We start from the raw sequence: 13578 nt of genomic DNA on the forward strand, positions 1-13578 counted from the left end.
ATGGAGCTGGTAGTCGGGCGCGTGGTGAAGGCGCACGGCATCACCGGTGAGGTTGTCGTCGAGATCCGCACCGACGATCCCGATGTCCGGTTCGCGCCGGGGAACACATTGCGTCTGAGGCAATCTCGCCACGGTCAAGAGGGCAGCTATGTGATCGACAGCGTGCGCGACCACGGGGCACGGCTGCTGGTCCGATTGGCCGGAGTGACCGACCGCGACGCTGCCGACTTGCTGCGCGGCGCCTTGTTCGTCATCGACTCCGATGACCTGCCGCCGATCGACGAGCCGGACACCTACTACGACCACCAGCTGCAGGGCCTTGCGGTTCGAACCACAACGGGTGTCGGGGTTGGTGTGGTTGCCGAGGTGTTGCACACCGCCGGTGGCGAGCTGTTGGCCGTCACCCGCGACGCCGGGGAGGTGCTGGTGCCGTTTGTCACCGCGATCGTCACTTCGGTATCGCTGGACGAGGGAGTCGTCGAGATCGACCCACCCGACGGTCTGCTGGATCTGAGTTAGGGCGGATATGAAGATCGACGTCGTGACGATTTTCCCTGCCTGCCTGGACCCATTGCAACAATCCTTGCCGGGCAAGGCGATTGCGTCCGGTGTAGTCGACCTGCGGGTGCATGACCTGCGGCACTGGACGTACGACGTGCACCACTCGGTCGATGACGCGCCCTATGGTGGCGGTCCGGGGATGGTGATGAAGGCGCCGGTTTGGGGTGAGGCACTCGACGAAATCTGTTCGGGCGAGTCACTTTTGGTTGTTCCCACGCCGGCTGGGGCGTTGTTCACCCAGGCCACTGCGCAACGCTGGAGCGCCGAGGGGCACCTGGTGTTTGCGTGTGGTCGCTACGAGGGCATCGATCAGCGGGTGATGGCGGATGCCGCGCGCAGGATGCGGGTCGAGGAGGTCTCGATCGGCGACTACGTGCTACCCGGCGGGGAGGCCGCGGCGGTGGTGATGATCGAAGCCGTGGTGCGGCTGCTGGCCGGGGTCTTGGGCAATCCCGCCTCACATCAAGACGATTCGTTCTCGCCCGGCCTGGGTCGGCTGCTGGAGGGGCCAAGCTATACGCGGCCGCCAAGCTGGCGTGGTCTAGACGTCCCCGAGATCCTGCTCTCCGGGGACCACGCAAGAATCGCGGCGTGGCGTCGGGATGTCTCGCTGCAACGCACTCGCGAACGCCGGCCGGACTTGGCTCCACCGGAGTAGCGCGGCGCGTTGAGGCTAGATGCGGCCGTTGGGGAAGATCGTTTTGACGGCCTGGGTGATCGTTTCCCGCGCGGTGACCTCGTCGGAGGACTGCAGCGATCCGATCACCATGATGTAGCGGCGATCCGCTCCGATCACGCCGGTGGAAAGATGCATCCAGGCGGTGCCGATACAACACATCCAGCCCTGCTTGACCGCAACCGGTTCGGCAGGTAACCCGTCGGGGATGCCGAAGCGCTGCGGATAGCCGTCAACTCCGGTCGGGGTGTACTGGGCCAGGTCGTTGACGATGATCGCGGCGCGTTCCAACGGTAGGCCGCCCGTGCCGTCAAGCAGCATTTCGTAGTAGCGGATCAGGTCCGGCGCCGAACTGATGGTGTTCCACCAGCGCCCGTCGCTGGGTGGCGCGGTCGAGGTCAGTCCATAGCGGGTGGCTACATCGGTAATGAGGTTGCTGCCGCCCAGTTGATCCCAGAACTGTTCCGCGGCGCCGTCATCGGACGACCGCAACATGACGTCGAGGATGCGTTGGTCTTCCGGGGACAGCTCGGTTTTCCCTAGGGACGCCTGCCGCAGCAACTCGTCGGCGATGAACAGTTTCGATACCGACGCGGTCGCGATGATCGAAGTGTTGCCGTTGGAGACCAGCTGACGTGTGGAGCGGTCGAAAACGGCAACCGAAAGGGCAGCACCCTTGGCGGTGGCCTCATCGGTCGCCTGCTGGACTCGTTCGGGCACGCCGCCCAGTCCGGTGTCGGGCAACACCGCGGCCGGGGCTCCCGGCGGTGTGATGGCTCGCAGCAACAAGTCGACCAGCCGCTGTTGCGGTTGCGCTTGCTGTGGGGATGAGTTGCTGCCAGCGGTGTTGGATGCCTTGGCGTGTACCTTTGCCTCGCAGCCTGCGACCAGCACCGATGCTGCCGCCGCGGCGGCGACAAGCATGGTCAGCGGCCGTGCTCGCATCGTTCTCCTTTTGCATCCTCGGGCACCACGAAGACGTTCAGGTGGGCGGCCGCACTGCTATCTGCCCCGGGCATGACGCAGAGCCACGGGTTAGACTCGCGCGGTTTGACCCCAGTCATATGTACCATTCGGGGCCGCATTCTGACCGGCGTGAATCGCCTCGATTTCCTGTGATTTTCACGGCACGCGCACCGTCTGGCACAATTGACCAGTTGTCTCCAGCGGTTGTCGGCGGCCTAGGTGCCTCCCGCCTGCTGCGGGATGCATCCATGAAGCCCGTACCCATTGGCTTGGTGAGCGTCGCACGCCTGCGTGCCGGCCTTTGCCCAGCCGCGACCCGGAGGAAGTGTCTTTCCCATGAACAGGCTGGACTTCGTCGACAAGGCGTCGCTGCGCGACGACATCCCGGCCTTCAGCCCGGGCGACACCATCAACGTGCACGTCAAGGTCATCGAGGGCGCCAAGGAACGTATTCAGGTGTTCAAGGGCGTGGTGATCCGCCGGCAAGGCGGAGGTATCCGCGAGACATTCACGGTGCGCAAGGAAAGCTATGGTGTCGGCGTCGAACGCACCTTTCCGGTGCATTCGCCGAACATCGACCACATCGAACTGGTGACCCGTGGCGACGTTCGCCGCGCCAAGCTGTACTACCTGCGCGAACTTCGCGGCAAGAAAGCCAAGATCAAGGAAAAGCGCTGACCGGGGCCGCTCTGGCGGCCGCCTCGGCTGGTCTCGGTGCCTCGCTGTGCGGTTCGACTCGCCAGCCGCGCCGGCCGGATAAACCACGACGCATGCTGACTACGCTGATCTCGTGACCGAAACCCCCGACTCCCCAACTGAGCGCGAGCCCCAGGCCAGTCATTCGGAGTTGCAGTCGGCTGCCCCGCGGCCGGACGCCGCACCCGAGCCTGCTCAACCGGACCCCGCCCCGGAGGCGACGGAAGCGGTAGCGGACGAGTCCAAGCCGGCCAAGAAGTCGGCACTGCGGGAACTGGCCACCCTGGCCGTCATCGCGGTGGTCCTCTACTACGTTATGTTGACGTTCGTCGCGCGGCCCTACCTGATTCCCTCGGAGTCGATGGAACCGACCCTGCACGGTTGTTCAACGTGCGTCGGTGATCGCATTTTGGTGGACAAGCTCACCTACCGATTCACCTCACCCAAACCCGGCGACGTCATCGTCTTCAAGGGACCACCGTCGTGGAACGTCGGTTACAAGTCGATTCGGTCGAGCAACACCTTGCTGCGCTGGGTGCAAAATGCGCTGTCGTTCATCGGTTTTGTGCCTCCCGATGAGAACGATCTGGTCAAGCGGGTGATCGCGGTCGGCGGGCAAACGGTTCAGTGTCGATCCGATACCGGCCTGACCGTCGATGGCAAGCCTCTTAAGGAGCCGTACCTCGATCCGCACACCATGATGGCCGACCCGTCGGTCTACCCCTGCCTGGGCACCGAGTTCGGGCCCGTGAAAGTGCCCGCCGGCCGGCTGTGGGTGATGGGGGACAATCGCACCCATTCGGCGGACTCGCGCGCCCACTGCCCTATGCTGTGCACCGTGGATCCCACGGCCGGGACCGTGCCGGTGTCCAACGTCATCGGCAAGGCCAGGTTTATCGTCTGGCCGCCGTCGCGGTGGGGTGTGGTGCGCTCGGTCAACCCGCAGCAGGGGCAATAGCCGTGGCCACGACGTGGCCACCACGGGCGGTGATCCGCAGGTCTGGGGGATTGCGGGGGATGCGAACCCTGGAGTCCGCGCTGCACCGTAGTGGTCTGGGGCCGGTGGCCGGAGTCGACGAGGTTGGCCGCGGTGCGTGCGCCGGTCCGCTCGTAGTTGCGGCCTGTGTGCTTGGTCCGGCGCGGCTGCAAAGCTTCGCCGAACTGGACGATTCGAAGAAGCTGTCGGAAAAAGCTCGTGAGAAGTTGTTCCCGTTGATCTGCCGCTACGCGCTGGCCTACCACGTGGTGTTCATCCCCTCGGTCGAAGTCGACCGCCGCGGCGTGCACGTGGCCAATATCGAAGGGATGCGGCGCGCGGTGGCCGGGCTGTCACTGCGGCCCGGGTATGTGTTGAGCGACGGATTCCGGGTGCCTGGGCTGCCCGTGCCGTCGCTGCCGGTGGTCGGGGGTGATGCGGCGGCCGCGTGTATCGCGGCGGCCAGCGTGCTGGCGAAGGTCAGTCGGGACCGGTTGATGGTCGAGATGGATTCGCAGTACCCGGGATACGGCTTCGCCGAGCACAAGGGCTACAGCACACCCGCGCACAGCCTCGCATTGACCCGGCTGGGTCCTAGCCCCCAACATCGCTACTCCTTTATCAATGTCCGCCGGGTGGCAGCGGTGGCCAACGGCCGGCCGGTGCCCGAGTGTCAACCCGACCCTCCGAGAGAGCGTGGTGGCAACCGGTGAGGAAAGATGGTGCCAAGAGTTCCCACCCGGCGACCAAGCGGGCGCTCGTGGTCGTCGGGGCCTCGCGAGGCCCCGACGCGGGAAGTCGGACACATACGCTGGGAGAAGGACGTCTGAGCAGATGAGTGCGGAGGATCTCGAAAAGTACGAAACCGAGATGGAGCTCTCGCTGTACCGCGAATACAAGGACATCGTTGGCCAGTTCAGCTATGTCGTAGAAACGGAGCGACGCTTCTACCTGGCCAACAGCGTGGAAATGGTGCCACGCAATGCCGACGGCGAGGTGTATTTCGAGCTGCGACTGGCGGACGCCTGGGTGTGGGACATGTATCGGCCGGCGCGGTTCGTCAAGCAGGTACGGGTAGTGACGTTTAAAGACGTCAACATCGAGGAAGTGGAGAAACCCGAACTGCGGTTGCCGGAATAGCCTTTTTAGTGGACGCTGGCCGAGTTGCGCAGCTTGTCGTCGCCGTCGGGGGGAAGCTCACCGCGGTTTTCGATGACCTTGCGTGCCACGTCTGCCAGCTTGATATTCAGGCTCTGGGAATGGGTCCGCAGCAAATCGAATGCCTGGTCCTCGCTCATTTGCTGCATCATCATCAACATGCCGACCGCTTTGCCGATTTCGCGGTTGCTGATCAGTCCACGTCGCAGGCTCGCCGCGTCCTCGCCGTGAGCGACGGCGTTGACGGCCACACTGGCGAACGATGCCAGCACCGCCGCGCTGCCGGCGGACTCCGTGTCGAAGCGGTTGGGCTCCTCGCTGAACAGGTTGAGCGCGGCGCCTTTGCGTTTGTCGACTAGCAGCCTAAAACCCATGGCGCCGCGCACAGGTGTGTCGGCGAGCAGAGCGGCCGCGAATTTGGGCCACTGAGTTGCTGCGGTCAAGTCCGGCTCGATCTGGGGTACTTCCTCCTCGATCGCGTCGATGCACGGGCCGTCGCCGGCGCGACGTTCGATCTCATCGACCCGCTGCGCGAGCCGATCGCTGGCGCCGACGGTGACGTAGCGATCATTGCTGCGTACCAGCAGGCTGGCGTGGTCGCAGCCGGGAACTACCAGGGTCGCTGCCACGCAGATGGCGGCATACATCTCCGAGGCTTCCGCCCCTTGGTAAATGATCTCGGCGAGGGCCGCGAAGACTGTTGCCGGGTCGGCGATTGGCCCACCCGGTGACGAGTCGGGGGAGTTGGCATTCGATGCAACGCTCACGTCTTCCCTAACTTCGGCTGTCGGGGCGATCAGCCCCCCATGCGCTAGCCGTAGATTATCGGTTGTCGCTTCGCCCGCAAACTCCGGCAGCGCCTTTCAATTCGTTCAGCGACGTCGTCAGGTGCCCGAGGATGCGCTGCAGCGACGTACGGTGAGCCGGCCACCCTACGAGCCCGAAGTCGAGGTTGTCGGCGTTGTTAGCCACTGTAATGTGCCTCGCCGGACCGGCGAGGGCCATTGACGGTGGATAGCCGCCGGGTTGCGTGCCTCGCCACTACGGCGGGGTGGAGCACCCGGGTGTCCACCGGGTTGCCGCGCCTTCGGTGTCCCCCGCCGCAGACGGACCGAAACCATGGCGATCAAGGCGTCATCCCGGCGGTGCCATCAACGTCATCATTCGTCTCCCGCGCTCACGCAATGCCGGCGGTGACGACGGGGCCGACGTGATCGCCATACTGGGGGGCGGCACACCCGCCGCGTGTTGATCCGGCGTTTGGACGGCGTCGTTGTCGGGAATTACCACCCGGGTGGGTATTACCGTCGCCATTACCGGACCGACCGGAGAGGTCGGCATCTCGGCGGTGACGGCACTGGAGCGTGACCCGGTTGTGCATACCATCATCGGAATGGCGCGCCGGCCGTTTGACCCGGCGCTGTACGGGTGGACCAAGACCACCTGGCTGCAGGGCGACCCCTTAGATCGCGGTGCCGTGGATACGTTGGTCAGGCGGGCCGATGTGGTGATTCACCTCGCCGTCGCGGTCGCGGGGTCGCGTGCCGAGAGCGCACGAATCAACGTGCGGGGCTGCCGAAATCTGTTCGAGGCCACGGTTTGTGCGCCGCGACCGCGCCGCCTGGTCTACGGGTCCTCGGTCGCCGCATACGGCTACCACTCTGACAACCCGGTGCCCCTCACCGAGGACGTGCCGCCGCGTGGCTCGCCTGAGCACTGTTACTCCGAGCAGAAGGCGGCTTGCGAGGCTCAACTGGCCGAGATCACCAAAGGCTCGTCGTTGCAGGTTTTTGTGCTTCGGCCCTGCATCGTTGCCGGCCCCGAGGCGCTTGCGTTGGCTGAGACGATGCCATGCAAGCGGCTGTCGGCGCCGATGCGGGCGCTGAGCAGGGTGGTGTCGATGTTGAAGCCGATCGTGCCGGATCCCGGTGTTGCTTTGCAGCTGGTGCACCATGACGACGTGGCTGCCGCGATCGCGCTGATGGCTACCGCCCCGGTTCCAGCCGGTGCTTACAACATCGCCGGTGATGGCGTAGTGACGGTTACCGATGTCGCCAACGCGCTGCGGTGCCGGCCGGTGCGGGTTCCGGCCGTCGCCGCCGCGACGGCGTCGGCGGCGATTGCTCGTTTGCCGTTGGTTCCCTCGGCGCTCGAATGGCTGCATGTCACGCGGCAATCGGTGGTGATGGATACCGCGAAGGCCAAGAGGTATTTGGGTTGGTATCCGACGCACTCGTCGGCGGACACGCTGGCAGCGTTGGCCTCAGCGGTGTGACGGCGGCCGATCCCTGCCGTGGCAAGCACGCGCTCGGGGTAGGTTGAGGCCGTGTTTGTGCACTCAGCCGACTACCCCGGTAAGCGCACTGGTTGCCGGATCCTCCTGGCACCGGGTATGCGGGAGAAGTCGCAGTGGGCCACGTAACGGCGCGCCGGCGCGTCAAGCACGTGGCCGCCGGTCGAGCGATCACCCGGCCGGAAACCCTGGCCGTCGAGGAGCCGCTGGAGATCCGCGTCAACGGGGCGCCAGTGACGGTGACCATGCGCACGCCCGGTGCGGATATCGAACTCGCGCAAGGATTCTTGCTTACCGAGGGGTTGATCGCACACCGCGAAGACGTGCAGACGATTCGCTACTGCCAAGAACGCGGTGAGGACGGCGTCAACACCTACAACGTGGTGGATGCGAGATTGGCACCCGGCCTCGAGTTGCCTGACCTCGGCGTCACCCGGAATTTCTACACCACCTCATCGTGCGGGGTGTGCGGCAAAGCCTCCCTGGAAGCGGTGCGGCTGATCAGCCGGTTTTCCCCTGGTGACGATCCGGCCACCGTTAACGTGGCCACCCTCCGGGAGATGCCCAAGCAATTGCGCGGTGCGCAAAAGGTTTTTGCCAGCACCGGTGGACTGCATGCCGCGGCGTTGTTCGAGGTGGATGGCACCATGCTCGCCGTGCGCGAGGACATTGGCCGACATAACGCGGTCGACAAGGTGATCGGCTGGGCGCTCGAACATGATCGGGTACCGCTGGGGGCGGCGTCGCTGCTGGTCAGCGGTCGCGTGTCGTTCGAAATCACGCAGAAGGCGCTGATGGCCGGGATTCCGGTGCTGGCCGCGGTCTCGGCGCCGTCGTCGCTGGCGGTTTCGCTGGCCGAGCAGTCCGGGATAACGCTCGTAGCGTTCCTGCGGGAGGATTCGATGAACGTCTATACCAGGCCAGATCGCATTACTTAGCTGTCGGGGAGCCGAGTTCGCATCGCATTGCTGTCAATGAATGCGCGACTGTGGATTACCGGCGTCCTCCGCGCGCCAACGCGATGGGCCACGGTGTCGGGTGTCGGTGCCCGCGTGCATTTTGGCCGCATGACGACCCTGAAGACCATGACGCGAGCTGAGCTGGGCGCCTTTGGCGAGCAGCTGGCCGTGAAGCATTTGACCGATCTGGGGTTGCGGATCTTGGACCGCAACTGGCGCTGCCGCTATGGGGAACTCGATGTGATCGCCGGCGACCCAGCCACGGGCGCAGTGGTGTTCATCGAGGTCAAGACGCGCACCGGCGACGGGTACGGCGGGCTGGCGCACGCGGTGACCGAGTGGAAGCTGCGTCGGCTCCGCCGCTTGGCCGGATTGTGGTTGGCCGGTCAGAACCAGGGCTGGACGGCGGTCCGTATCGATGTCATCGGCGTGCGTATCGGCCGTCGCCGTACCCCTGAGTTGACTCACCTGAAGGGTGTCGGCTGATGTCGCTCGGGCGTGCGTTCTCGGTCGCGGTGTGCGGCCTGGACGGAGAAATCGTGGAGATCGAGGCCGACATCAGCTCGGGGCTGCCGGGTGTGCATCTGGTGGGGCTGCCCGATGCGGCGTTGCAAGAATCCCGCGATCGGGTTCGCGCGGCCGTCACCAATTGCGGAAATAGCTGGCCCATGGCCCGGCTGACGCTGGCGTTGTCGCCGGCGACGCTGCCGAAGATGGGTTCGGTCTACGACATTGCCCTGGCGGCCGCGGTGCTCTCGGCGCAGCAGAAGAACCCGTCGCACCGTCTGGAGAAGACCGTGTTGCTCGGCGAGCTGTCGTTGGACGGCCGGGTTCGAGCGGTGCGTGGCGTACTGCCCGCCGTGTTGGCCGCCAAGCGCGAGGGCTGGCCGGCCGTCGTCGTTCCCGCGGACAACCTGGCCGAGGCCAGCCTGGTCGACGGCATCGACGTCTGGGGTGTTCGCAGTCTGGGTCAGCTGCAGAGCTGGTTGAAGGGCTGCGCCGAATTGGACGAGAGGATCGCAGCGGTTGCCACCGTCCGCGAGCCATCGGCAGATCTGTCCGATGTCGTGGGACAGGCACAAGCGCGCTTCGCCGTGGAAGTGGCCGCGGCCGGAGCTCATCACCTGATGTTGACCGGCCCGCCGGGAGTGGGCAAAACAATGTTGGCGCAACGTCTTCCTGGGCTGCTGCCGCCGCTATCGGACAGTGAGTCGCTGGAGGTCACCGCCATCCATTCGGTGGCCGGACTGCTGTCGGGGGAAACGCCATTGATCACCCGTCCGCCGTTGGTGGCGCCGCATCACAGTTCCAGCGTCGCAGCACTGGTAGGCGGCGGGTCGGGGATGGCTCGTCCGGGTGCCGTGAGCCGGGCTCATCGCGGAGTGTTGTTCTTAGACGAATGCGCTGAAATTAGCGTGCGGGCGCTGGAAGCGTTGCGAACGCCGTTGGAGGACGGGGAAATCCGCCTCGCCAGGCGCGACGGCGTTGCCTGCTACCCGGCTCGGTTTCAGCTGGTGCTGGCTGCCAACCCGTGTCCGTGTGCCCCGGCCGATCCACGCGACTGCATCTGCGCGGGCGCCGTTAAGCGCCGCTACCTCGGCAAGCTTTCCGGGCCACTGCTGGACCGGGTGGACCTGAGGGTGCAGCTGCATCCGGTTCGGGCGGGGGCCTTTTCGGCCGCGGATGGTGAACCGACATCGCAGGTGCGGCAGCGGGTCGCGCTAGCCCGTGAGGCGGCCGCCCAGCGGTGGCGGCCGCATGGCTTCCGTACCAATGCCGAAGTCAGCGGGCCCCTGCTGCGGCGGAAGTTTCGCCTTGGCAACGCCGCCATGGACCCGCTGCGCACCGCACTGGATCGGGGGCTGCTCAGCATTCGTGGCGTGGATCGCACCCTGCGGGTCGCCTGGAGCCTGGCCGACTTGGCCGGCCGGGTTTCGCCGGGTCTTGACGAGGTCGGTGTCGCATTGAGCTTCCGGCAGCCAGGTGCCGCCCGATGAGCAGCTGCGATCGCCGCGCGCTGGCCTGGGCATATCTGTCCCGGGTGGCCGAGCCGCCATGCGCCGAACTAGCCACCCTGGTGGGCCGTGTTGGCCCGGTAGAGGCGGCGCACCGGGTCCGGCGCGGTCTGGTCGGCGCCGATCTGGCCCGGCGCACCCAAGCCAGGCGCACAGTCGATCGGGCCGCCGCGGATCTCGAGCTGCTCGCACGCCGGGGCGGCCGATTGATCACGCCGGACCACGACGAATGGCCGATGCTTGCGTTCACCGCGTTCGATAGCCCCGCGGTGCGGGCCAAGGCGGGCGGCGGTCCGCCGATGGCGTTATGGGTGCTGGGTCCCGCGCGTCTGGACGAGGTGGCGCAGCGCGCTGCCGCGGTGGTGGGGACCCGGGCCGCGACGGCGTACGGCGAGCAGGTGGCGACTGATTTGGCCGCTGGCCTGGCCGACCGCGATGTTGCGGTGGTCTCCGGCGGCGCGTACGGCGTTGACGGTGCGGCTCATCGCGCTGCGCTCGCCACCGGCGGCATCACCGTGGCGGTGTTGGCCGGCGGGATCGACATCCTATATCCGGGCGGGCATTCGGCGCTCCTGCACCGCATCGGCCGGTACGGCCTGCTGCTCAGCGAGTACCCGCCCGGCGTGCGCCCGGCCCGGCATCGCTTCTTGACCCGCAACCGGCTGGTCGCCGCCGTTGCGGGCGCGGCGGTTGTGGTGGAGGCGGGCCTGCGCAGCGGCGCGTCCAATACCGCCGCGTGGGCCAGGGCACTGGGCCGAGTGGTAGGGGCGGTACCCGGGCCGGTGACCTCGTCGGCGTCGGCGGGCTGTCATGCCTTGCTGCGCGATGGCGCGGAGTTGATCACCCGAGTAGACGACATTGTTGAGTTCGTCGGTCGAATCGGCGAACTAGCGGCCGAGGAGACGCGACCCAGCACCGCTTTCGACGGGCTCAGCGACATCGAGCGCCGAGTGTACGAAGCGTTGCCGGGTCGCGGCGCCACCAGTGTCGACGAGATCGCCATCGCATCCGGGTTGGTGGCCGAGCAGGTGCTGGGACCGCTGGCGATCCTCGAGGTCCGCGGGTTGGCCCAGCGTGACGGAGGCCGATGGCGCATCGCCCGATGCGGTCCCGCCCGGGTCGTGGCCAAGCCGGCAACGCCTCGGCTCGTATAGTCGAGCGGGGGCATTGGGTTTGAACAGGAGGACAAGTGGCGGGTAGACCACTGCAAACCTTCGAAGTCGTTGGTACCCAACAACTGGCACCCCACATGATCCGGGTGCGGCTCGGCGGCAACGGCTTCGACACATTCGTTCCCGGCGAGTTTACCGATTCCTACGTCAAGCTGGTGTTTGTCGCTGAGGACGTCGACGTCGAGGCCTTGCCCCGGCCGTTGACCATGGACAGTTTTTCTAGTCTCCCGCCCGAGAAGCGGCCCTCGGTACGGACCATGACCGTCCGCCGAATCGACGCTGCGGCCCGTGAAATCGTGATTGACGTCGTGGTGCACGGCGAACATGGGATAGCCGGCCAGTGGGCCGCGACGGCTCAACCCGGCCAGCGGATCCATCTGATGGGGCCCGGTGGGGCCTACACACCCAACCCGTCGGCGGACTGGCATCTGCTGGCTGGTGACGAATCCGCACTGCCGGCCATCGCGGCCGCCCTGGAGGCGTTGCCGGCCAACGCGGTTGGCAAGGCATTCATCGAAGTGGCCGGCCCCGAAGACGAGATCGAGCTGACCGCACCGGATTCCGTCCAGGTGAACTGGGTATACCGCGGCGGCCGCGCGGATCTGATATCTGAGGATCGCGCCGGTGATCATGCTCCGTTGATCGAGGCGGTTACCACCGCGCAGTGGCTTCCTGGGCAGGTGCATGTCTTCATTCATGGTGAGGCGCAAACCGTCATGCACAACCTGCGGCCCTACATTCGCAAGGAGCGTGGGGTGGACGCGAAATGGGCGTCGTCGATCTCCGGCTACTGGCGGCGTGGGCGTACCGAAGAGACATTCCGGCAGTGGAAGAAAGAACTGGCCGAGGCTGAGGCCGGGACCCAGTAGGGTCGTGGCCGGTCGGCTGGCATTCTCTACCGAATGGGAGCAGAGACAGCACCGCATTTCGGCGACTACCAAAACGAGATTTACTTGCAGGGCCTCGCCGGGGTGGTGCCCTCCCTGCCCATGGCCTTCACCGAACTGGAAGCCAAGGCCGCGGTGGCTTTGCCTCCCTCGGTGTGGTCGTATGTCGCCGGGGGAGCGGGTGACGAACGCACCCAGCGGGCCAATCGCGAGGCGTTCGATCGCTGGGGTTTGCTGCCGCGGATGTTCGTCGGCGCCGCCCAGCGCGACCTCTCGGTCGAGATGTTCGGGTTGACTTTGCCGTCGCCGCTGTTCATGGCCCCGATCGGCGTTATCGGGCTGTGCGCCCAGGACGGGCATGGGGACCTGGCAACTGCGAGTGCGGCCGCTCGCACGGGCGTGCCGATGGTCGCCTCCACGCTGACGGTCGACCCCATGGAGGATGTCGCCGCCGCATTCGGTGACACACCCGGGTTCTTCCAGCTGTACACACCGACTGACAAAGAAGTCGCCGCTAGCCTGGTGCAGCGGGCCGAAGTTGCCGGCTTCAAGGGCATCGTCGTCACGCTCGATACGTGGGTGACCGGTTGGCGGCCGCGTGACCTGAGCACGGCGAACTTTCCGCAGCTGCGTGGGCACTGCCTTGCCAACTACACCAGCGATCCGGTGTTTCGGGCCAGCCTGCAGCGTCCGCCAGAAGAAGACCCGCAGGGTGCCGTGCTGCGCTGGGTGCAAATTTTCGGAGCGCCCCTGACGTGGAACGACCTCGGCTGGCTGCGTTCGCTGACCGAGCTGCCGTTGATCGTGAAGGGCATTTGCCATCCCGATGATGCCCGACGCGCCAAAGACGGTGGCGTCGACGGTATCTACTGCTCCAACCACGGCGGCCGGCAGGCCAACGGCGGTTTACCCGCGCTGGACTGCCTGCCAGCGGTGATCGAGGCGGCCGACGGGCTGCCGGTGCTGTTCGACTCCGGGGTCCGCAACGGTGCCGACGTCGTCAAGGCGCTGGCCATGGGTGCGACTGCGGTCGGCGTGGGCCGCCCGTACGCCTACGGTCTGGCGCTTGGCGGGGTAGCCGGCATCGTCCACGTACTGCGGGCGATGTTGGCCGAAACCGACCTGATCATGGCGGTCGACGGATATCCCGCGCGCAAAGATCTCACCCCGGACACGCTGCGGCGCGTCGACTGAACCGCGCCGTCGCGTCTGCGACCGT

At 66.2% G+C, this 13578-nt stretch carries 14 protein-coding genes and 1 pseudogene; 13 read left to right on the top strand and 2 right to left on the bottom strand.

Translation table 11 applies throughout. From position 1 onward, the window contains the following. Together rimM and trmD are read left to right on the top strand one after the other, a co-directional pair. Positions 1–519 (top strand): ribosome maturation factor RimM, encoded by a 519-nt coding sequence (rimM, locus tag MB901379_RS07795; protein ID WP_158016091.1) that lies wholly within the window; start codon positions 1–3, stop codon positions 517–519. A gap of 7 nt (positions 520–526) precedes the next feature. Further along, entirely contained in the window at positions 527–1219 is a 693-nt protein-coding gene (gene trmD, locus MB901379_RS07800) for a tRNA (guanosine(37)-N1)-methyltransferase TrmD (protein ID WP_158016092.1), read from the top strand. Positions 1220–1234: 15 nt separating this feature from the next. Here the strand turns inward: trmD and MB901379_RS07805 are convergent, their stop codons facing one another. After that, positions 1235–2182, bottom strand: coding sequence for a serine hydrolase (locus MB901379_RS07805; protein WP_158016093.1), 948 nt, complete (start codon positions 2180–2182; stop codon positions 1235–1237). A 357-nt stretch (positions 2183–2539) separates the two neighbouring features. Between MB901379_RS07805 and rplS the strand changes: the two genes are divergently transcribed. From rplS to MB901379_RS07825, 4 genes and pseudogenes are all read left to right on the top strand, one after another. Beyond that, positions 2540–2881 carry a 50S ribosomal protein L19 gene (gene rplS, locus MB901379_RS07810; protein WP_158016094.1) on the top strand — a complete coding sequence of 114 codons (342 nt, stop codon included), beginning with the start codon at positions 2540–2542 and terminating at the stop codon, positions 2879–2881. Between the two features lie 112 nt (positions 2882–2993). Next, positions 2994–3857 (top strand): signal peptidase I, encoded by an 864-nt coding sequence (gene lepB / locus MB901379_RS07815; protein WP_158016095.1) that lies wholly within the window; start codon positions 2994–2996, stop codon positions 3855–3857. Positions 3858–3859: 2 nt separating this feature from the next. Continuing rightward, positions 3860–4713, top strand: a pseudogene (locus MB901379_RS07820) (ribonuclease HII). Continuing rightward, entirely contained in the window at positions 4710–5015 is a 306-nt protein-coding gene (locus MB901379_RS07825; RefSeq protein ID WP_012393608.1) for a DUF2469 domain-containing protein, read from the top strand. Before MB901379_RS07820 ends, MB901379_RS07825 begins: the two are co-directional and overlap by 4 nt. 5 nt (positions 5016–5020) lie before the next feature. Here MB901379_RS07825 and MB901379_RS07830 read toward each other — a convergent pair whose 3' ends face one another. Then, positions 5021–5800, bottom strand: a complete 780-nt coding sequence (locus MB901379_RS07830) for a GAF and ANTAR domain-containing protein (protein ID WP_158016097.1) — start codon at positions 5798–5800, stop codon at positions 5021–5023. 527 nt (positions 5801–6327) lie between these two features. Between MB901379_RS07830 and MB901379_RS07835 the strand changes: the two genes are divergently transcribed. The 7 genes from MB901379_RS07835 to MB901379_RS07865 all read left to right on the top strand — a co-directional run bounded on the left by MB901379_RS07835 (position 6328) and on the right by MB901379_RS07865 (position 13553). Further along, the gene (locus MB901379_RS07835) at positions 6328–7308 is read left to right on the top strand and encodes an NAD-dependent epimerase/dehydratase family protein (protein WP_158019027.1); all 981 of its coding nucleotides are present in this window, start codon (positions 6328–6330) and stop codon (positions 7306–7308) included. A 134-nt stretch (positions 7309–7442) separates the two neighbouring features. Further along, the gene (gene fdhD / locus MB901379_RS07840) at positions 7443–8264 is read left to right on the top strand and encodes a formate dehydrogenase accessory sulfurtransferase FdhD (RefSeq protein WP_158016098.1); all 822 of its coding nucleotides are present in this window, start codon (positions 7443–7445) and stop codon (positions 8262–8264) included. Between the two features lie 129 nt (positions 8265–8393). Then, the gene (locus MB901379_RS07845; protein WP_158016099.1) at positions 8394–8771 is read left to right on the top strand and encodes a YraN family protein; all 378 of its coding nucleotides are present in this window, start codon (positions 8394–8396) and stop codon (positions 8769–8771) included. After that, on the top strand, positions 8771–10282 hold the full coding sequence (locus MB901379_RS07850) for a YifB family Mg chelatase-like AAA ATPase (RefSeq protein ID WP_158016100.1): 1512 nt from the start codon (positions 8771–8773) through the stop codon (positions 10280–10282). Before MB901379_RS07845 ends, MB901379_RS07850 begins: the two co-directional genes overlap by 1 nt. Beyond that, positions 10279–11454 (top strand): DNA-processing protein DprA, encoded by a 1176-nt coding sequence (gene dprA, locus MB901379_RS07855; protein ID WP_158016101.1) that lies wholly within the window; start codon positions 10279–10281, stop codon positions 11452–11454. The genes MB901379_RS07850 and dprA overlap by 4 nt, the downstream gene beginning before the upstream one ends. Positions 11455–11489: 35 nt before the next feature. Beyond that, the gene (locus MB901379_RS07860) at positions 11490–12341 is read left to right on the top strand and encodes a siderophore-interacting protein (RefSeq protein ID WP_158016102.1); all 852 of its coding nucleotides are present in this window, start codon (positions 11490–11492) and stop codon (positions 12339–12341) included. Positions 12342–12374: 33 nt separating this feature from the next. Continuing rightward, complete coding sequence (locus MB901379_RS07865; RefSeq protein WP_158016103.1) at positions 12375–13553, top strand: lactate 2-monooxygenase; 1179 nt, start codon at positions 12375–12377, stop codon at positions 13551–13553. The last annotated feature ends 25 nt before the right edge of the window (positions 13554–13578 follow it).

The sequence above is a fragment of the Mycobacterium basiliense genome, assembly GCF_900292015.1.
GTDB classification, from domain to species: domain Bacteria; phylum Actinomycetota; class Actinomycetes; order Mycobacteriales; family Mycobacteriaceae; genus Mycobacterium; species Mycobacterium basiliense.

Coding starts and splice junctions, on each gene's coding strand:
- MB901379_RS07825 (WP_012393608.1), top strand. CDS start 4,710: ATGAGTGCGGAGGATCTCGAAAAGTACGAAACCGAGATGGAGCTCTCG.
- MB901379_RS07850 (WP_158016100.1), top strand. CDS start 8,771: ATGTCGCTCGGGCGTGCGTTCTCGGTCGCGGTGTGCGGCCTGGACGGA.
- trmD (WP_158016092.1), top strand. CDS start 527: ATGAAGATCGACGTCGTGACGATTTTCCCTGCCTGCCTGGACCCATTG.
- MB901379_RS07805 (WP_158016093.1), bottom strand. CDS start 2,182: ATGCGAGCACGGCCGCTGACCATGCTTGTCGCCGCCGCGGCGGCAGCA.
- rimM (WP_158016091.1), top strand. CDS start 1: ATGGAGCTGGTAGTCGGGCGCGTGGTGAAGGCGCACGGCATCACCGGT.
- dprA (WP_158016101.1), top strand. CDS start 10,279: ATGAGCAGCTGCGATCGCCGCGCGCTGGCCTGGGCATATCTGTCCCGG.
- MB901379_RS07845 (WP_158016099.1), top strand. CDS start 8,394: ATGACGACCCTGAAGACCATGACGCGAGCTGAGCTGGGCGCCTTTGGC.
- rplS (WP_158016094.1), top strand. CDS start 2,540: ATGAACAGGCTGGACTTCGTCGACAAGGCGTCGCTGCGCGACGACATC.
- MB901379_RS07865 (WP_158016103.1), top strand. CDS start 12,375: ATGGGAGCAGAGACAGCACCGCATTTCGGCGACTACCAAAACGAGATT.